We start from the raw sequence: 18310 nt of genomic DNA, 5'->3' as shown, positions 1-18310 counted from the left end.
CCTCCACTCTGCGGGTTCTTCGCGCTAGGGGCCCGCGGGTACGAGCGCACCTGCACGGCAAGCGTGAAGCTGGCTCGGGAAGAAGGTGGACGGCGGCGCGCCGCCCGCGGGCGGGAACCGAAGTGACAAGATCGGCCCCGAAGAAGCCCGTGCTGCAACGGCATGATGAGCCGCTCGCCGGGGCTCTCGGCCGCCCGCGATAGGAGATCTGGAGCAGATCCGGTGGCCGCTCGTCGGCCCCGTCAGCGTCGCCCAAGAGTCGGGCCCGGCTATCGCTCACCCCGAGCGCTTCTTCTTTACCGCGCACCGCGGCGCCGTTCCCGTTCGTGCGACAGGTGCGGAGTCGAAGAGCTCACCGTTCGACCGTCGCCTGAACCGGTCCATCCAGGCGTCCCCGAAGACCTGCCGAGCGGCGAGCTGGTTATGGAAGAAACAGAGAAGGTGAATGTTCTCGACTGTGGGCGGGCCGCCCAGGGCCTCGGCTTCGCGGTGATCGAACTCGAGCAAGTAGGTCGAGCCGCAGATGCCGCCGGACTCGAGGGGGTACTGGCAGCGGCCGCCGTCGCGGAGCCAGACCTGGCGCTTCACCTCGGCGGAGAGGTGCTCCGGCTTCGAGGGGCGGCGCTCCGCGAGCGGCTTCTGCACGAGCCCCTTCCGCTTGGCGCTTCGGGCGAGGACGAGATCGAGGCCGACCTCGAGGATCTCCTCCGTGGTGGCGCCGAAATGTGAATGGGAGAGCGCATCCCGCGCAGCGGCGAGCTTCTCGATGAAGCGGCGGGAGACGTTGAAGTGAAGCCGCCGGAGGTCGGCGCTGAGCGGCTCGACCGATTCGCGGCGGGCTTCGCGGCAAGATGGGGCGTGCGCCGCAACGCGCGGAGAGTTGGCATCGACAGGGTTTTCCGGCGAACCTCTCGCCTCGAGCAGCTCGAGCGGTGCCGCCGTGACGATGTTCGGAGCCGCGACTCGGAGAGCCGCGCCCGGACTCGCCGCCGCCGCGACCTCGAGACGCGGAACGGCCTCCTCCGTGGCCGGGGCGCGCACCGCCGTCACGACCTCGCGACGCGGCGCCTTCTCGACCGGCTTGATCTCCGCCGCAACCTCCGCCGCCTCGTGCTTCGAGCGGTGGAAGAACCGCGGCAGCACCTCCGCCCGGTTCTCGGGCGAGATCACCTTCGCGAGCTCAGCGATGCTCGAGATGCAAAGTCTCCCGTCGCGTAACGGCTCGATGACCTCGGGGAACCGCTGCACCAGCTCGGCGGCGGTCTTCCGGTAGAACGCGGCCCCTTTCGAGAGCCCGAGCTCGCGATGGAGGAACCAGAACAGGCTCGAGTAGCCGAGCTCGACCCAGAGCCGTCGGCGATCGAAGTCGGCGAGGGCGACCAGGAAGTCGGCCATGCAGTCGTGTTCGCGGCGGAGGAGCTGTGATGGCGACACCCACTCGCATTGAGCTGCTGCGGCGCACGCTGCCTGCCTGTGCGGGGCAGACTCCTCCCTGCGCTGCTCGACGTGCCAACAGGCACGCCTGCGCCGCTCGGTCGTCGTGTGCCCCCGCTCGGCGACGGCATCGTGTGCCTCGCGACGCTCAACGCAAGCGGGTGGCGCCATGGAGGCGGGCGGAGAGATCGCGTGCGTGCATGAACGGATGGTCTCACGCGATCTCGTGCCCTCCCCAGACGCACGCATTCGGCGCCAGGCGCGAGAACGAAAGCCCGCCCTCGCGCCTCGACTCCGCGCGGACTCGCGGCGCACGGCGCCCCCGCGACGCTGCGAGAGAGACCTATTCGGACGACCTGGGCTCGCGAAGCGTCACTCACCGAAAAATGCGTCAACAGCCGATCGGTGAAATCGGGGTTCCCGCGAAAGGGCTGCGGCCCAACGCTCACCGTGAAACCTTCGGCCGCGGCGCGAACGAGCGGTAGCGCGACGGGCGACTCAGGCCAGGTGGCGGCGGAAGCTCGTAGCGCTATCGGTGAAACGCGGGTGTCTTCGGGGCCGATCTTGCGCAGACGGTTCACACGCACTGCGGCGCCCCGGCCTTTCCATCTTCCCGAGCCCAGACCGCTCGTCTTTCAGGGCCGTTCGCCTGCAAGGTCCCTCCTCGACCGGCCCACCTCGCATGACGATGTGACGGAATTCGAAAACTACCAGGCACGCCTGCGCTGCTCGGTCGTCGTGTGCCCACGCTCGGCGACGGCATCGCGAGCCTCGCGACGCTCGACGCAAGCGGGTGGCGCCATCAGGCCGCGGGCGGCAGCCCGGCGAGCGCGCGCGCGACGCTCACCACGCCGGCGCCGACCCGCGCCGGCACGTACCCGCCCTCGAGCACCGCCGCGATCCGGCGGCACCCGGCCGCCGCGGCGCGCTCGATCAGCGTGCGCGCCAGCGGGTGCAGATCCGACGGCTCGAGCGCGAGGCCGCCCTGGGGATCGCCGCCGAGCAGGTCGAACCCTGCCGAGACGAGCACGAGGTCCGGGCGCGCCGCCTCGAGGGCGCCCTCCACCGCGGCGGCGAAGCGGCGGCGGTAGCCGTCGGCCGAGGTGCCGGCGGAGACCGGCACGTTGTGCGTGGCGCCGACCCCCGCCCCCGCGCCCCGCTCGTCCTCGGCGCCCGAGTACGGATAGTGCGGGTACAGGTGGAGCGACAGATAGTGGACCGCGGGATCCTCCCAGAAGATCGCCTGCGTGCCGTCGCCGTGGTGGACGTCCCAGTCCACGACGAGGATCCGGCGGGCGAGCCCCTCCGCGAGCACCCGGCGCGCCGCGATCGCCACGTTGTTGAACAGGCAGTAGCCGCCGGAGCGCTCGGCCGCGGCGTGGTGGCCGGGCGGGCGCCCCAGCGAGAACGCGGCCGGGACCTCGTCGCGGGCGACCCGCAGGGCGGCGTGCATGGCGCAGCCCGCCGAGGCGAGCGCGGCCCGGTACGAGCCCGCCGAGACCGGGGTCTCCGGCTCGACGAAGGCGGGGGCGCCGGTGCGGGCGGCGGTCCCGGAGAGCTCCCGGATCCGCTCCACGAGCGCGGGGGTGTGGACGCGGAGCAGGTCCTCGAGCTTCGCCGGCTCCGGCCGCTCCCACGTGACGGTGGGGGGGACGAGCTCGGGGTCGCCGGCGAGGGCGGCCTCGATCGCCGCGAGCCGGAGGACGCTCTCGGGGTGATCGGGGCCGGTGTCGTGGGCGCTGCAGTCGGGGTGCGTGACGAGGACGAGACGGTGCGGCATGGGACGCCCGGCAAGATAACAGGTGCGGGCCTCGGGCGGCCCCCCGGCGTCCGGGGCGTGCGCTCGCCCGCTCACCCGAGGTCGAGCTTCCGTCGCGGGAGGAAGTCCTGCCGGAGGGCGTGCTTCGCGAGGGCGAGCGTCTCCTCCGTCACCGCGTTCGCCCGGCGCGTCCCGTCGCGGAGCACGTCGATGACCGTGTCCGGCCGCGCCTCGAGCGCGCGGCGCCGCTCCCGGATCGGCTCGAGGAGCGCGTTCAGCACCTCCACCAGCTTGCGCTTCACCGCGACGTCGCCCACCTGACCGTTCCGGTAGGCCTCCTCGTGCTCGGCGACCCAGGCCGCGTCGCGGTTGAAGGTCTCGTGGTAGATCCAGAGCGGGTTGCCCTCGACGCGCCCGGGATCGGTGGCCCGCTTGCGCGCCGGGTCGGTGTACATCCCCATCACCTTCCGCTCCACCGTGGCCGCGTCGTCGGAGAGGAAGATCGCGTTCCCGAGGGACTTGCTCATCTTGAGGAGCGTCCCGTCCGGCCCCGGGGCGCCGGTGCCGGGGAGTCGCCGGACCCGCCCGAGGAGCGGCTTCACGACCGGGAAGAGCCCGCCCCGCGCGACGTACGCGTCGTCCTCGGTCGCGGGATCGACGCCGCAGTAGAGCTGGTCGAAGCGGCGGGCCACCTCGCGGGTCATCTCGAGGTGCGCGAGCTGGTCCTCGCCGACCGGCACGACCTCGGGGCGGAAGGCGAGGATGTCGGCCGTCTGGCCCACGGCGTACAGCGGGAAGCCGAACGGGTACGTGTCGCCGAGCCCCTTGTCCCGGATCTCCTCCTTGAGGGTCGGGTTCCGCATCACGCGGTTGAACGGCAGGAGCATGGCGAAGAAGAACGTCAGCTCCGCGATGGCCGGGACCTCGCTCTGGACGAAGATCGCGCTCCGCGCCGGGTCGATGCCGGCGGCGAGGGAGTCGGTCGCGATGTCGAGGACGCTCTGCCGGATCTCGTCCGGCCGCTCGGCGCGGGTGGTGAAGGCGTGGGAGTTGGCGACGAGGAAGTAGCACTCGTACCGATCCTGCAGGGCGACGCGGTTCTCGAGGCTGCCGACCCAGTGGCCGAGGTGCAGCCGGCCGGTCGGGGTGTCGCCGGTGAGGAGGCGGGGCTTCGCGGGGTTGCTCATCGCGCGAAGATACCCGCAGTCGGGCTGGCGATCACCCTCCGCCGCCCTCCGGCGACGCGCGTCGCGCCCGCGCTGCGCTCAGCGCGGGGCGGCGCCCTCCTCGCCCCCCTCGCCCGCCGCCAGCTCGGCCCGCAGCTCCGCCCACGCGCGCCGGGCCTCGTCCACCGACCCCTCGTCCTCGATCGTCGTGAGGTCGCCCGGGTCCTGGTCGAGGATCACCGCCCGGAGGACGCGGCGCATGATCTTCCCGCTCCGCGTCTTGGGCAGCGCGCGCACGAAGCTCACCTCGCCCATGACCGCCACCGGCCCGAGCTCGCGCCGGACCGCCTCGAACAGCTCCCGCCGGAGCGCGGGCGACGGCGCGCGCCCCTGCCTGAGCGCGACGAACGCGGTGATCACCTCGCCGCGCACCGGGTCGGGGCGACCGGTGACCCCCGCCTCGGCGACCGCCGGGTGCGTGAGGAGCGCGGTCTCGACCTCGATCGTCCCGAGCTTGTGCCCGGCGATCTTGAGGATCTCGTCGGCACGCCCCGCGAAGAAGACGTACCCGTCCTCGTCCACCGACGCCGAGTCGCCCGTGAAGTAGACGCCCGGGACGCGCTGCCAGTAGTCGGCGGCGTAGCGCTCCGGCTCGCCCCAGAGCGAGGGCGTGAGCCCCGGGAACGGGCGGGTGAGGACCATCACCCCCTTCTCGCCCGGCGCGACGGGCCGGCCCTCCTGCGGGCTCACCACCGCCGCCTCGATCCCGGGGAGCGGCAGCCCCGCCGAGCCGGGCTTGATGGGCAGCATCGCGATGCCGTACGGGTTGCCGAACACCGGGCCGCCGGTCTCGGTCTGCCACATGTGGTCGAGCACCGGCACCTTCCCGCCGAGGACGACGTTCTGGAGCCAGTCCCAGGCCGGCGGGTTCAGGACCTCCCCGGCGCAGACGACGCGCTCGAGCGAGCGGTGGTCGAACCCCTGCGCGGGCCGGTCGCCGTACCGCATGAGGAGGCGCACCGCCGTCGGCGAGGTGAAGAGGCCGGTGACGCGCAGCTCCTCGACGAGGCGCCAGACCGTCTCGGGCCCCGGGTAGTCGAGGGCGCCCTCGTACGCGACGGTGGTGCAGCCGGTGAGCAGCGGCGCGTAGACGATGTAGCTGTGCCCGACGATCCAGCCGATGTCCGAGGTGGACCACCAGACGTCGGAGGGGCGCAGCCCGAAGCACCAGCGCCCCATCGCGTGGACGTGGACCGCGTAGCCGCCGTGGACGTGGACCGCCAGCTTCGGCCGGGCGGTGGTGCCGGAGGTCGCGAGGATGAACGCGGGCTCGTTCGCCTCGACCGGCACGGCCGCGCCGGAGCGGCCGCCGGCGAGGGCGAGGAACTCCGGCCAGGCGACGTCGCGCGCGCCCGTCCAGGGAGGAGCGGCGCGGTCGCGCTGGATCACCACGACGTGCTCGACCGCGCCGCGATCCAGCGCGAGCGCCTCGTCCACGATCTCCTTGAGCCGGATCTCCTGGCCCTTCCGCCAGGTCACGTCGGCGGTGAAGATCGCGCGCGCGCCGCTCGCCACCACCCGGCTCGAGAGCGCGCCGGCGCCGAACCCCGCGAACACCACGAGGTGGACGGCCCCGATCCGGACCGCCGCGAGCATGAGGATGATCGCCTCCGGGCAGGTCGGCAGGTAGAGCGCGATCCGATCGCCCCGCCGGATCCCGAGCCCCCGCAGCGCGGCGGCCGCGCGCTCGACCTCGTGGAGGAGCTGCGCCCAGGTGAGCGTGCGCCGCTCCCCGCGCTCGTTCGCGTAGACGAGGGCGGCGTGGCCACCGCGGCCGGCGGCGACGTGCCGGTCGAGGGCACCGTAGGAGAGGTTCGTCTCGCCGCCGACGAACCATCGGAAGCTCGGGAACTCGGGCTCGAACACGCGGTCCCAGCGCCGGAACCAGTGCAGCTCCTCCGCCGCCCGCGCCCAGAAGCCGTCCGGGTCCTCCTCCGCCGCGGCGAGCCACCGCCGGACGACCGGGTTCACGAGGTCCATCGCGTCGCCTCCTCGCCGGAGAAGATGTGCTCGCCAACCGCGCGATGCCGGAGGCGCCCCGTCCCTCGGCGGTCACCCACGCGCACGGGTGCATCGCGGCCCTCCGGCCGGACCGCACCGCCGCGAGGAGCGGCGCGCCTCGGCCCGGGGCGGCTCGCGCGGTGGGGCCCGGAGGGGGCACGAGCCGTCCCCGCGCCGTCTGCTAGCCTGTGACGCAGCGCGGGCGGGGGTGGCGATGCTCATCGGGACGAAGCGGACGGCGACGCTCCTCGCGATCCTCGTCGCCGCGCTCGCGGGCTGGGCGGCCGGCCGGCTCCTGGCCTCCGGGGGCGTGCACGGCGTGCGCTATCCGGCGCTCGCGCCGAGCGCCGCCATCGCCGTCGCGGCCGCGCTCGGCCTCGCCGCCGCCCGGACGCTCGGCGTGCCGCGCGGGGAGCGCGCCCGGCGCGGCCTCGCGCTCGTCGCCTTCGCGCTGGCGTGGCTCGCGGTCGTGTTCGCCGGCTACGTGAGCGTCCCGCTCGGCTATCGCGCCCGGGAGCCCGCGCCGCAGGCGGTGCTCCCGGTCATGCTCGCCGCCGGCGCGGCGCTCTTCGTCGGCACCGCCGCCCTCGGGCGGGACGTGCCCCTCCGGCACGGCATCTGGGTCGCCGCGCTCGCCCTCGCGGTGGCCGCGGCGGTGGTGTTCCTGGTGCTGGTCGGGATCGGCGCCGTGCTCTGAGCCGCTCGCGTCGAGCGTCAGCGGAGGAGGTCCTTCACCAAGTGTGCTCCGAGCGCGCGGAAGCCCTGATCCACGAGGGCCCGGCCGCGGTCGCTCGCGAGCGTCGCCCGCATCTGCTCCGGCGCGACGCCGATCTCGAGATCGAGGCGCACGAGCGCCGCCGAGACCGCCGGGCTCGCATCGGCGGCCTTGGCCCGCGCGCGTCGCGCGACGAGGCCCGCCGAGAGCTTGTCCATCAGTGCGTCCTCGGTCGTCCGCGGGCCCCGGACGTCGCGGAGCGCAGCGGAGACGCCCTCGTAGATGTCGTCGAGCGCGCCGGGGACCTCGAGCGCGCGGGACAGCCGCTCCGTCGCCTCCTCGTGGTCCACGCCGCGGGCGGCGGAGTAGGTGGGCGCGAGGAGGAGCACGAGGTCCTTGCGCGGGAGGACGTGCGGCAGGCGCCGGGAAAAGAGGGTCACGCCGGAGTCGTACCGCGTCCGCGGACCCCGCGCACGAACAGTCTCATGGCGACACCCGCTCGCATCGCGCACCGGCGCCGCGATCACCGCGACCGCCGCACCTCCACGATCGTGAGCGTGCGCGTCCCTCCCGGCCGCTCGACCTCGACGATGTCGCCGGCCGCCTGCCCGAGGAGGGCGCGCCCCACGGGCGAGCGCGCGCTCACGAGCCCCTGCTTCGGATCCGCCTCGTCCGGCCCGACGATCCGCCAGGTCGAGGAGGCGCCCGACTCGTCCTCCACCGTGACCCAGGTCCCGAACGCCACCCTCCCCTCCGGCGCGGCGTCCGGCCCGAGGACGGTCAGGGCGGCGAGCGTCGCCTCCAGCAGGGCCGCGCGTCGGTCCAGATCCGCGAGCCGCTCGCCCTGGTCCGCGTCCGGCCGCGCCGCCGCCTCCGCCCGCGCCGCGGCGAGCCGGCCGAGCTCGGAGCGGAGCGCGGCGTGCCCCTCCGGCGTGACGTAGCGCACCTCGCCGGGCGCGAGGCGAGGAGCGGCACGGGTCACGGGCGCGACGTCGGGGAGCTCCTCGTTCGTGAAGGCCTTGGACACGCCCGGATGGTAGCGACTCGACGTGCGACGCGCGCCTCATGCGCTCCGGAGGAGCCTCTCCCGTGCGCCCCCTCGCACCCCCGGCAGGGATCGCTGCTGCCGATCAGCCACCGGTGGGCCTGGTGCTTTAGATGATGGAGCACCCGGGTGCCCGCTTTCCAGGCAGTACCGTGGTGCGGGCCGGGCCAGCGCGGACGGAGATCGCGCGGGCGCTTCGATCGCGGCCCCCTCCAACGCTGGCAAGCGCATTGCTAAGGAGTGAATCCATGGACTCCCTCGACGGCTCCGCGCCCTTCTCAGACGTCTCCGGAACCGACGGTCCGTTCCCCGGCGAGCGCACCTTCACCTGCCGGATCGTGCCGGGCCCGTCGCGCCGGCACACGCTCCACCTCACCGGCTCGCTCCACACCGGCTGGGCCGGCCGCCTGGCCGCCGGGCTCGCCGCGCGGCACGTGAGCGTGGTGCGAGCGGCCGCGCGCCGCACCTCGACGCGCTGGACGGCCGAGATCGTCTTCGACGTCCTGGACGAGGACGTGCAGCCCTCCGCGATCGACTTCCTCGCGCTGATGAACGACCACGTGCCGGCCACGCGCGACGGCGGCCGCCTCGCCCTCACGAGCCGCCGGGTCGCCCGGACGCGCCGGGACGTGCTCGTCGAGGTTCGCGGCGAGGACACGGTCGGCTTCCTCGGCCGGATCCTCCACCTCTTCGCCGACCTCGGCCTGTTCCCCCATGAGATGCGGGTGGACACGCGCGGCCTCGAGGTGAGGGACGTCTTCCGGCTGCAGAGCGCCGTCGGCGAGGCGCCGCCCGAGGGGATCGTCGAGGCGCTGCGGCGCCGGCTCGACCGGCTCGTGCGCGAGTGACTCTCCGTCCCACCTTCCACCACCTTGCGGCGGCGCCGCAGGGGTGGGAGGCTGCGCTCCCCCAACCACGCCGATCGGGATCCGCCCGGCGCGCCTCGCGCGAGGGCCGACCCGCGGCGCAGGAAAGGAGCCTACACGTGAAGACCTTCTTCGCCGGCCTCGCTACCCTCGTGCTCCTCCAGACCGGATGCGTCGGCGTCGTCGTGCCCGGCCACCACGCGGCGGTGCGCGCGGCGCCCGCCGACGACGACTGCCCGCCGGGCCACCGCTGGAGCGACGGACGCTGCCACGACAAGGGCAAGGGGCACGATCCGGCCAAGCACCGGAAGGACTAGCGCGAAGCGCGTCGCGCCTCACGCGTCCGACGCGCGCGCCCCGCCCTCCTCGCCCGCTCCCGAGCCGGTGTGCGACGCGGGCGGCTCCTCCTGCCCGCGCCGCTTCAGGATCACGATCGACGCCACCAGCACCACGATGAGCAGGGTGAGGAGCGCCAGCTCGAGCATGACGTGGCGCAGGGCCTCCACGTCGAGCCGCGGCTGCGCCCCGAACTCGGCGGTGATGACGAGGATCCGCCGCACCGCCGCGATGAGGGCGACGAGCAGGAACGGCTCGGGCACGAGGGTGTGCTCGCGGAACGAGACCTGCACCGTGTAGAGCAGCTCCACGATCATCAGCGCGAGGAGGATCCGGTCGAGCAGCGTCACCACCGCGCGCACGTCCACGCCCGCCGCCACGGCGTGGAAGAGGTCGATCCCGCCCTGGACGAGCAAGGCGACCGCGCTGAGCGAGAGCAGGACCCCGAGCGCCACGTAGACGAGGTCCTGCACGTGCGTGAACGCCCGGGAGACGATCGCGCGCGTTCGGCTCCCCCCTCCACTCCGCTCCTGGGTCACCCTCTCTCCTCTCGCCTCGCCGGATCGCAGGACGCGAGCGACGGCATCCGCGTGGATAACGCCGGCAGGCCTCCCGAGCCCTCGAACTCGGGGCTGGGAACCTTCCTCTGCGGCACCTCCGCGCGGAAGAACCGGGGCGACCTTCATCCGCGGCCACTCCTCCGGCCAAACACCTTGCTCCCCCGCGTGAGCGCGCGCCGCGCGCTGCGGCCGGGGGGCTGCGCCGCCGTCCTCCGCCACGCACCATCCAGGCTGGGGGCGCGTCGCGGCCGGTGGCGGCGCCTCCCTGGCCGGGAGGAGATCATGCAAGGGCGCGAGGGCTTCCTGCGGCGACTCGAGGACGGGCTCACCCGGATGTCGGGCTGGATGACGGCACGCCGGCGGGGCGGCGAGCACGGAGCGCCGGTCCCGGCGGACACGCGCCTCGAGGCAATCCGGCGCGACGTGGCCCGGCTGCGCCGGGCGGCGGTCCGGATCGAGCAGGACGACGTGGCGCGGATCCGCCGCTCCCTCGACGACATGACGGGGGACTACGAGGTGCCGTCGCCGTACGTCGCCCTCTCCCATGGAGAGCGGGAGGCGCTCCGGCGCCACCTCCGCACCACGGCCCGGCTCCTGCGCGATCGGTCGGATCTCGACGATCCGAACTGGGAGCCGGCGAACGAGGAGTACGACCGCTCCTGGGCGGATCTGGAGCGGGCGTTCGAGGCGGCGGGCGAGCCCGCGTCGCCCTGAACGAACAGCGCGAATCTCGCATACCCCACGGGCACTTGCCCGGTGGCCGCTGTCAGGGGCGCCTGCTAGATCAGCGCCTCACGATGGCCGCCGATTTCGTCCACCTGCACCTCCACAGCCTCTACTCCCTCCTCGACGGCGCGATCCGCATCAAGGACCTCCTGAAGACGGTCCAGGCCAAGGGGATGAAGTCGGTCGCGGTCACCGACCACGGCAACCTCTACGGCGCGGTGGACTTCTACAAGAAGGCGCGCGACGCCGGCGTGAAGCCCATCCTGGGCATGGAGGCGTACGTCGCCGGCGAGAAGGGGCGCCGCGACCGGACGGAGCGCGTCGGCCGCCACCTGGTCCTCCTCGCGAAGGACGCCGAGGGCTGGGCCAACCTCCGCTACCTCTCCTCGATGGCCTTCACCGAGGGCTTCTACTACGACCCCCGGATCGACAAGCCGCTCCTGCGCGAGCACGCGAAGGGGCTCGTCGGCATGTCCGCGTGCCTCGCCGGGGAGATCCCGCGGCTCATCCGCAAGGGCGACTCGGACGGCGCCCGCCGCGCCGTCCGCGAGTACAAGGAGATCTTCGAGCCGGGGTCGTTCTTCCTCGAGGTCCAGTCGAACGGGCTGCCGGAGCAGCTCGAGGTGAACGCGAAGATCGCCCAGCTCGCGCGCGACGAGGACCTCCCGCTCGTCGCCTCGGCGGACGCGCACTACGTGAAGCGCGAGGACGCGAAGGCGCACGAGGTCCTGATGTGCATCGCGTCCAACAAGACGTTCCAGGACCCGAAGCGCCTCCGGCACGACACCGACGCGCTGTTCATCCAGTCGCCGGACGAGATGGTCGCCGCGCTCCCCGACCACCGGGACGCGATCGACAACACGCTGCGCATCGCCGAGATGTGCAACGTCGAGCTCCGGCTCGGGAAGTACTTCCTCCCCCCCTTCCAGGCGCCGGACGGGATGAGCGAGGACGAGTGCGTCGACAGGTTCGCGCGCGACGGGCTCGTGAAGCGGCTCAAGGAGGTCGAGGGGCGCTACCCGATCGACCTCGACGCGTACCAGGCCCGGCTCGAGATGGAGCTCGGCGTCATCAAGAAGATGGGGTTCAGCGGGTACTTCCTCATCGTCCAGGACTTCATCAACTGGGCGAAGGCGCACCAGGTCCCCGTCGGCCCGGGCCGCGGCTCGGGCGCCGGCTCCATCGTCGCCTGGTCGCTCCGCATCACCGACCTCGACCCGCTCCGCTGGCACCTCCTCTTCGAGCGCTTCCTGAACCCGGAGCGCATCTCGATGCCGGACTTCGACGTCGACTTCTGCCAGAACCGGCGCGAGGAGGTGATCCGGTACGTCCGCAACAAGTACGGCCAGGACAACGTCGGCCAGATCGTCACCTTCGGGTCGCTCAAGGCCCGCTCGGTGATCCGCGACGTCGTGCGGGTGATGGGGCTCCCGTTCGCCGAGGGCGATCGGATCGCGAAGCTCGTCCCGGACCCGGTCCAGGGGAAGACCCCGCCGCTCAAGGAGCTCGTGTTCGGGTCCGAGAAGCACCCCGCGGAGCCGCGCCTGCAGGAGCTGTACGGCAAGGCGACCGAGCTCTCGCGCTGGACGGACGACAAGGGCGTCCAGCAGGTCGTGACCACGAAGGACCTCCTCGACATCGCGATGTCGCTCGAGGGGCTGAACCGCCAGACGGGGCTGCACGCCGCCGGGGTGGTCATCGCCGACAAGCCGCTCTGGGAGTACGTGCCGGCCTGCAAGGACGACAAGTCCGACATGCTGGTGTCGCAGCTCGCGAAGGAGGAGACCGAGGCGGCCGGCCTCGTGAAGTTCGACTTCCTCGGCCTCAAGACGCTCACCGTCATCGACGACGCCCTGCGGCTGGTGAAGCAGAACCACCCCGAGCGGAAGGACTTCCAGGCGTCGGACATCCCCATCGACGACCCCGCGGTCTACGACCTCATCAGCCGCGGCGACACCGCGGGCGTCTTCCAGATGGAGTCGTCGGGCTTCACCGAGATGGTGATGAAGATGAAGCCCACGCGGTTCGAGGACATCATCGCCGCGGGCGCGCTCTACCGGCCCGGCCCCCTCGATCAGAAGCTCGAGGACGGGCGCACGATGGTGGACGTCTACATCGACCGCAAGCAGGGGCGCGAGCAGGTCCGCTACCCGCACCCGCTCCTCGAGAAGGTCCTCGAGCCGACCTACGGCGTCATCGTCTACCAGGAGCAGGTGATGCAGATCGCCCAGGTCCTGGGCGGCTACTCGCTCGGCGGCGCCGACCTGCTCCGGCGCGCGATGGGGAAGAAGAAGGCCGAGGAGATGGCGAAGCAGCGCGTCATCTTCATGAAGGGCGCGGCCGCGAAGGGCGTGGACGAGAAGATCGCGAGCGGCGTCTTCGACCTCATGGAGAAGTTCGCGGCGTACGGCTTCAACAAGTCGCACTCCGCCGCCTACGGCCTCGTCACCGTCCAGACCGCCTGGCTCAAGGCCTACTACCCCGTCGAGTTCATGGCCGCGCTCATCTCGAGCGAGGCGTCGAACACCGACAAGGTGGTGATGCACATCTCCGAGGCGCGCGCCGACGGGATCGACGTGCTCCCGCCGGACGTGAACGAATCGGGGAAGGACTTCGGCGCGTTCGGCCCCGCGCCCGATCGGACGGCGGAGCGCCCGGCGGAGGCGGGGACGGCGCCCGCGGAGGGAGGCGCGCGCGGCGAGGGGGTCGGGCAGAAGCAGTCCAAGGGTCGCATCCGCTTCGGCCTGGGCGCGGTCCGCGGCGTGGGCGACGCGGCGGTGGAGACGATCCTCCAGGCCCGGGCCGAGGGCGGCCCGTTCAAGTCGCTCTACGATCTCGCCGCGCGCGTCGACACGAAGAAGATCAACAAGAAGGTGGTCGAGGCGCTGGTGAAGTCGGGGGCCTTCGACTTCGAGGCCGTGCCGCGCTGGCAGCTCTTCGCCGGGATCGACGCCGCCTTCGCGGCGGGCGCGTCGGCCCAGGCCGATCGCGCGAGCGGGCAGCACTCGCTCTTCGACGCCCTCGCCGCGCCGGTCGAGCAGCAGCCGCGCTACCCCAAGATCGGCGACGTGGTGGGTGAGCTCACGATCGAGGAGTGGCCGGAGCGGGTCCGGCTCGCCTTCGAGAAGGAGACGCTCGGGTTCTACCTGACGGGCCATCCGCTCAAGGGGTTCGAGGACGAGGTCCGGCGCTACGGGGCGAACACCTGCGCGTCCGTCGCGCAGAAGCGCCACGGCGACAAGGTGACGGTGGTCGGGGTAGTCGCCGCCGTCCGGGAGCGCGCCAACAAGGAGAAGGGGACGCGCTTCGGCTTCCTCACCCTCGAGGACCTGACCGGCACGACCGAGGTCATCTGCTGGGCCTCTCGCCCCGCGCAGAACGGCCGCCCCGCGCAGAAGGGCTGGGCGGACTGGGAGCACGTCGTGAAGAGCGACGAGCCGGTGCTCGTCCACGGCGAGGTCCGGATCAACAACCGCGAGGAGGAGAACCCGCGGGCCGAGATCACCGCCATGGACATCGAGCCGCTCGCCGCGGTCCGCAGCCAGAAGACCCGCGAGATCGCCCTGCGCATCGACGCGGCGCGGCTCACCCGGGACCGCGCGACCGACCTGAAGGCGCTCCTCGGCCGGTTCGCGGGCACCTGCGCCGTCACCGTCCGCGCGGTGATCCCGGAGGAGACCGAGACCACCATCGCGGTCCCGGCGAAGGTCCAGCCCGCCGACGAGCTGCTCGAGGCGGCCCGCCGGCTCGGCTTCGAGGTCGAGCTCCGGTAGCGCGGCGGGCCGATCTGCGCTAGCACGGGGGCATGTACTTCGCCCTCTTCTACGACTACGTGCCGGACGTCCTCGAGCGGCGCAAGCCGCACCGGGACGGCCACCTCGCCCTCGCCGCCGAGCTGAACCGCAAGGGGACGCTCCTCTTCGCCGGCGCGTTCGACCCGCCGAACGGGGCGCTGTTCGTGTTCCAGGGCACGCAGGCCGACGTCGAGGAGTTCGTCCGGCGCGATCCCTACGTGAAGAACGGGGTCGTGACCGGGCACCGGATCCTCCCCTGGCACGTCGCCGTCGGCGGCGCGCAGCCCTAGGCCGGAGCGCGCGGGCGGTGGGCGCGGTGCGGCGGCTCGAGCGGGTGGTGATCTGCGGCGCGGGCGCGGTGGGCAGCTCGTACGCCGCGCGGCTCCACGACGTCGATCCCGCCGGGCTGGCCGTGATCGCCGGCGGCGCGCGGCGAGCGCGGCTCGAGCGCGAGGGGCTCACCGTGAACGGCCGCCGGCTCGACCCGCGCTACCTCGCGCCGGGCGAGCCCGCGCCGGCCGCCGACCTGCTCCTCGTCGCGGTGAAGCAGCACCACCTCGCCCAGGCGATCGAGGACGTCCGCGCCGTGGTGGGCGCCGAGACCATCGTCGTCTCGCTCCTGAACGGGATCACCAGCGAGGCGCTCCTGGGCCGCGCGTTCGGCGCGGAGAAGGTGCTCCCCGCGTTCGTGGTGGGGAACGACGTGCTCCGCGAGGGGACCCGCACCCGCTACGCGAACCTCGGCCGGCTGGTGTTCGGCGCGCCCTCGAACGACCCGGCCGACCCGCGCGTCCGCGCCGTGAAGGACCTCCTCGACCGCGCCGGGATCCCCGCCGAGGTGCCCCCGGACATCCTCCGCGCGCAGTGGAAGAAGTTCATGCTGAACGTGGGCGTGAACCAGGTCTCCGCGATCCTCCGCGCCCCCTACGGCGCCTTCGCCGCGGTCCCGGAGCTCCGGGAGCTCGCCCGCGCCGCCGCGCTCGAGGTGGTGGCGGTCTCGCGCGGCGAGGGCGTCGCGCTCGCCCCGGCGGACGTCGAGGCGATCTTCCCGATCATCGCGGCGCTCGCGCCCGACGGGAAGACCTCCATGCTCCAGGACGTCGAGGCCGGCCGGAAGACCGAGGTCGAGATCTTCGCCGGCGCCGTCGTGGCGCTGGGCCGCCGCCACGGCGTGCCGACGCCGGTGAACGAGCTCCTCGGCCGGATGATCGCCGCGATCGAGGCGCTCGCCGGCGCGCGCTGATCCCCGTCGCGCCGTCCCCGCACGCTACCGGAGCAGCTCGAGCGAGGTCACCTCGGCCCGGAAGTAGGTGAACGGGCCCTCGGGGAGCAGCCAGCGGACCTCGATCCGCGTGGGGATGCGCAGCCCGTCCCACTCCCGCGGCTGGTCGCACAGGGCGAGCCACGGCGTGGTCACGGCCCGCCTCCCCACGACCCGCGGCCGGTCGGCCCGGCAGGTGACCGCGCCCCGCGCCTCGTCCAGCGAGAGGTCCACCGTCGCGCCGGTGGGATCGGCCCGGTCCCGCAGGCGCGCCGAGTCCGGGCCGATCGCCGACCACTCGAGCGACGGGTGCAGCACCAGCGCGGGCGGGCAGAGCACCACCTCGCCGAGGTATCGCTGCAGCTCGCCGCGATCGGCCTCGGGTCCCTCGCTCCGCGCGACCGGGACGAGGCCGCCCGCGCGGAGCACGAGCGACCCGTGCCCGTCCTCGTAGGCGTCGGTGGCGGTGAGCGCCCGGACGCCCCCGGCCTTCACCGTCGCGACCCACCGGAACGCGCTCCGCGAAGCGTCGATCGTCTGCTCCGCGGTGAAGCGGATCCACCGCGCGCCGGGCGCAGCGGACAGCTCCCCGCGCTGGGTGAGCCGGACGCCGCGGGCGCCATGCACCGCCTCCTCTCCGCGCGGCAGGGCGAGGGCGCGGAGGCGCGCGCACAGCGGGGCGGGTCCGGGAGGGGCTGCGTCCATGGGTGGTCACCTCGCGAGCGGTCACGCCCACCGCGCCGGCTCCCGCACGAGGATCGCGCGGGGATAGGCGCAGCGGAAGCCGGAGCGCTCGAGGTTGCGCTGCGAGGCGGTGCCGGGATCGGTGGCGGAGGCGGCGAGATCGCAGCCCTGCGCCGCCGCCCAGTCCAGCCGCGCGGCGACGAGCGCGCGCTGGATGCCCCGGCCGCGGTGGGCGGGGAGGACGCCCGCCCCGGAGAGCGTCGCGACGCCGCCGTGCGCGGAGGCGATCGCGACGCCGACCGGCCGCCCGGCCTCGAACGCTGCGAAGCAGACGTTCCCCTCCGCGCGCGGCATCGCGAGCAGCGCCTCGAGCATCGCGTCGGACGGCGGCAGCCGGCCGAAGTACGCGAGGGCGAAGGTCTCGCCCCACGCCTGCTCCTCGCCGCGGACGATCGGCCGGACCTCCCACTGGAAGTCCGGCGCCGGCGCCCGCCCCGGCGGGCGCCACCAGACGAGGTGGAAGCGATCGAGGCGATAGCCTCGGCGCGCCAGCTCCGCGCCGAGCGACGGGTGCGCCGGCGCGGCGAGCGCGATGCGGATCGCGCCGCCGCCCGCGCCGAGGTGACGCTCGACGGCGTCCACGTCCTCGGCGGTGACCGGCCCGCCGAGCCCGAGCGCGTTGGCGACGTTGAACGGGGACCCCGGCCCCTTGGAGACGGCGAGCCCTCCCCCGACCTCGAGCGTTCCCGCGACGCCGGGCGCGCCCGTCCGGGCGAGCTGCTCCGCCTCCGCCCGCTCGATGCGGCGCGCGAGCTCTTCGGCGGCGAGTATCCCGGGAGGCGGCGCGCTCACGGCGACATCGTACACGCGAGCGATGGCGACACCCACTCGCATCGAGCTGCTGTGGCGCTCGACGCAAGCGGGCGCGCCATGACACGCGCGCGGGTGGGAGCGGGCGCACGGCCGGCGTGCCCCCGCGCTCGACGCTTCGGACGAGCGTGGGCGTCGCGCGCCTGCCGTCTCGGCGTCGGCGTTCAGCACGGCCGGCGGTTTCGAGCCGGGTGCAGCGGACCCCGGGGGATCCTGGCGTCGCGTAGCCGGCGACCTCGAAGTCTCGATCGTGGCGGCGCCGCGGGACCCGTAGGCCCATGTAGGCTGGAATAGAAGGATTACCTCGATCGTATGGGAAGATGACGTAACCCGCCGCAACCCCAAAAGAGTTCGGAGCGGGTTTGGGGGTACGATGATCACTCGATCGAACGTCTGTAGTATGTGGGTCCTGTCTACACACCGTTGAAAGACGTTGTTGACAGGGGGTGCAGTCATGATGCGCGCGAACGTTCGAGTCCCGGCTCCCCGGGGCGCCGCCGCTCACTGCGATGCCGACGGGTTGCTCCGATGCGACCGCCAGGCGGAGGAGATGCTGAAGGTCTTCTTCGCCGACGCCGCGGAGGGCTCGCCCGTTCCCACCGAGCTGAAGGGCCTCACCGAGGGAGCCCAGAGCGGTCCGCCCGGGATCCGTCGGACCCTCCTCATGGAGGGACACGGCGAGCGGCTCCGCATCGAGGTCACCGCCGTCGGCAAGGGCAGGACGCAGCTCCACCTCTGGCGTGAGCCGCTCCCCGAGCCGCTGCAGCTCGGCCCCGAGGCGGCCACGGCGGCGCCGGCGGACGGGCTGACCCAGCGCGAGCGCGAGGTCGCCCTCCTCGTCGCCGACGGGCTGCGGTCGCGCGAGGTCGCCGAGCGGCTCGGCATCGCCTCCCAGACCGTGAAGAGCCACCTCAAGACGATCTTCGACAAGCTGGGCGTGCGCAACCGCGTGGAGCTGGCGCGCCGCCTGGTGCAGCACTGAAGCTCTCGCGAACGGGCGCGACCGCGCGGGACCGGCGCGGCCCCGGTCCGC

17 protein-coding genes are annotated in these 18310 nt (G+C 73.4%); 8 read left to right on the top strand and 9 right to left on the bottom strand.

The features are described 5' to 3' along the window. Positions 1 to 276: 276 nt before the first annotated feature. The 4 genes from MNZ27_RS05175 to MNZ27_RS05160 all read right to left on the bottom strand — a co-directional run bounded on the left by MNZ27_RS05175 (position 277) and on the right by MNZ27_RS05160 (position 6399). Positions 277 to 1395, bottom strand: a complete 1119-nt coding sequence (locus MNZ27_RS05175; RefSeq protein WP_242392971.1) for an HNH endonuclease — start codon at positions 1393 to 1395, stop codon at positions 277 to 279. 841 nt (positions 1396 to 2236) lie between these two features. Beyond that, on the bottom strand, positions 2237 to 3214 hold the full coding sequence (locus tag MNZ27_RS05170) for a histone deacetylase family protein (RefSeq protein ID WP_242392970.1): 978 nt from the start codon (positions 3212 to 3214) through the stop codon (positions 2237 to 2239). 71 nt (positions 3215 to 3285) lie between these two features. Continuing rightward, complete coding sequence (gene trpS / locus MNZ27_RS05165) at positions 3286 to 4380, bottom strand: tryptophan--tRNA ligase (RefSeq protein ID WP_242392969.1); 1095 nt, start codon at positions 4378 to 4380, stop codon at positions 3286 to 3288. 78 nt (positions 4381 to 4458) lie between these two features. Then, positions 4459 to 6399 (bottom strand): acetate--CoA ligase, encoded by a 1941-nt coding sequence (locus MNZ27_RS05160; RefSeq protein ID WP_242392968.1) that lies wholly within the window; start codon positions 6397 to 6399, stop codon positions 4459 to 4461. Between the two features lie 229 nt (positions 6400 to 6628). On the opposite strand from MNZ27_RS05160, the gene MNZ27_RS05155 reads away from it, so the two are divergent. Beyond that, entirely contained in the window at positions 6629 to 7117 is a 489-nt protein-coding gene (locus MNZ27_RS05155) for a hypothetical protein (RefSeq protein WP_242392967.1), read from the top strand. A 17-nt stretch (positions 7118 to 7134) separates the two neighbouring features. On the opposite strand, the gene MNZ27_RS05150 is transcribed toward MNZ27_RS05155, so the two are convergent. Then, entirely contained in the window at positions 7135 to 7575 is a 441-nt protein-coding gene (locus tag MNZ27_RS05150) for a hypothetical protein (protein ID WP_242392966.1), read from the bottom strand. A gap of 83 nt (positions 7576 to 7658) precedes the next feature. After that, positions 7659 to 8162: a GreA/GreB family elongation factor gene (locus MNZ27_RS23920; RefSeq protein ID WP_242392965.1), complete on the bottom strand. Its 504-nt coding sequence runs from the start codon at positions 8160 to 8162 to the stop codon at positions 7659 to 7661. A 266-nt stretch (positions 8163 to 8428) separates the two neighbouring features. On the opposite strand from MNZ27_RS23920, the gene MNZ27_RS05140 reads away from it, so the two are divergent. Together MNZ27_RS05140 and MNZ27_RS05135 are read left to right on the top strand one after the other, a co-directional pair. Then, positions 8429 to 9028: a hypothetical protein gene (locus MNZ27_RS05140; protein WP_242392964.1), complete on the top strand. Its 600-nt coding sequence runs from the start codon at positions 8429 to 8431 to the stop codon at positions 9026 to 9028. Between the two features lie 137 nt (positions 9029 to 9165). Then, on the top strand, positions 9166 to 9363 hold the full coding sequence (locus tag MNZ27_RS05135; protein WP_242392963.1) for a hypothetical protein: 198 nt from the start codon (positions 9166 to 9168) through the stop codon (positions 9361 to 9363). A gap of 18 nt (positions 9364 to 9381) precedes the next feature. Here the strand turns inward: MNZ27_RS05135 and MNZ27_RS05130 are convergent, their stop codons facing one another. After that, complete coding sequence (locus tag MNZ27_RS05130) at positions 9382 to 9921, bottom strand: phosphate-starvation-inducible PsiE family protein (RefSeq protein ID WP_242392962.1); 540 nt, start codon at positions 9919 to 9921, stop codon at positions 9382 to 9384. Between the two features lie 303 nt (positions 9922 to 10224). On the opposite strand from MNZ27_RS05130, the gene MNZ27_RS05125 reads away from it, so the two are divergent. The 4 genes from MNZ27_RS05125 to MNZ27_RS05110 all read left to right on the top strand — a co-directional run bounded on the left by MNZ27_RS05125 (position 10225) and on the right by MNZ27_RS05110 (position 15705). Continuing rightward, the gene (locus tag MNZ27_RS05125) at positions 10225 to 10656 is read left to right on the top strand and encodes a hypothetical protein (RefSeq protein WP_242392961.1); all 432 of its coding nucleotides are present in this window, start codon (positions 10225 to 10227) and stop codon (positions 10654 to 10656) included. A gap of 83 nt (positions 10657 to 10739) precedes the next feature. Then, a complete protein-coding gene (gene dnaE, locus MNZ27_RS05120) occupies positions 10740 to 14441 on the top strand; it encodes a DNA polymerase III subunit alpha (protein ID WP_242392960.1) in 3702 nt (1233 codons plus the stop codon). Positions 14442 to 14473: 32 nt separating this feature from the next. Continuing rightward, complete coding sequence (locus MNZ27_RS05115) at positions 14474 to 14752, top strand: YciI family protein (protein ID WP_242392959.1); 279 nt, start codon at positions 14474 to 14476, stop codon at positions 14750 to 14752. A gap of 17 nt (positions 14753 to 14769) precedes the next feature. Then, on the top strand, positions 14770 to 15705 hold the full coding sequence (locus MNZ27_RS05110; protein WP_242392958.1) for a ketopantoate reductase family protein: 936 nt from the start codon (positions 14770 to 14772) through the stop codon (positions 15703 to 15705). Positions 15706 to 15729: 24 nt separating this feature from the next. Here the strand turns inward: MNZ27_RS05110 and MNZ27_RS05105 are convergent, their stop codons facing one another. Both MNZ27_RS05105 and MNZ27_RS05100 read right to left on the bottom strand, forming a co-directional pair. Further along, complete coding sequence (locus MNZ27_RS05105; RefSeq protein ID WP_242392957.1) at positions 15730 to 16428, bottom strand: DUF6544 family protein; 699 nt, start codon at positions 16426 to 16428, stop codon at positions 15730 to 15732. A gap of 21 nt (positions 16429 to 16449) precedes the next feature. Next, positions 16450 to 17259 carry a GNAT family N-acetyltransferase gene (locus MNZ27_RS05100; RefSeq protein WP_242392956.1) on the bottom strand — a complete coding sequence of 270 codons (810 nt, stop codon included), beginning with the start codon at positions 17257 to 17259 and terminating at the stop codon, positions 16450 to 16452. Positions 17260 to 17797: 538 nt separating this feature from the next. On the opposite strand from MNZ27_RS05100, the gene MNZ27_RS05095 reads away from it, so the two are divergent. Next, positions 17798 to 18259, top strand: coding sequence for a helix-turn-helix transcriptional regulator (locus MNZ27_RS05095; RefSeq protein WP_242392955.1), 462 nt, complete (start codon positions 17798 to 17800; stop codon positions 18257 to 18259). The last annotated feature ends 51 nt before the right edge of the window (positions 18260 to 18310 follow it).

Origin of the sequence: Anaeromyxobacter oryzisoli (genome assembly GCF_022690765.1) — a bacterium.
Classification (GTDB): domain Bacteria; phylum Myxococcota; class Myxococcia; order Myxococcales; family Anaeromyxobacteraceae; genus Anaeromyxobacter; species Anaeromyxobacter oryzisoli.
This window is presented reverse-complemented; position numbering and strand designations above follow the sequence as displayed.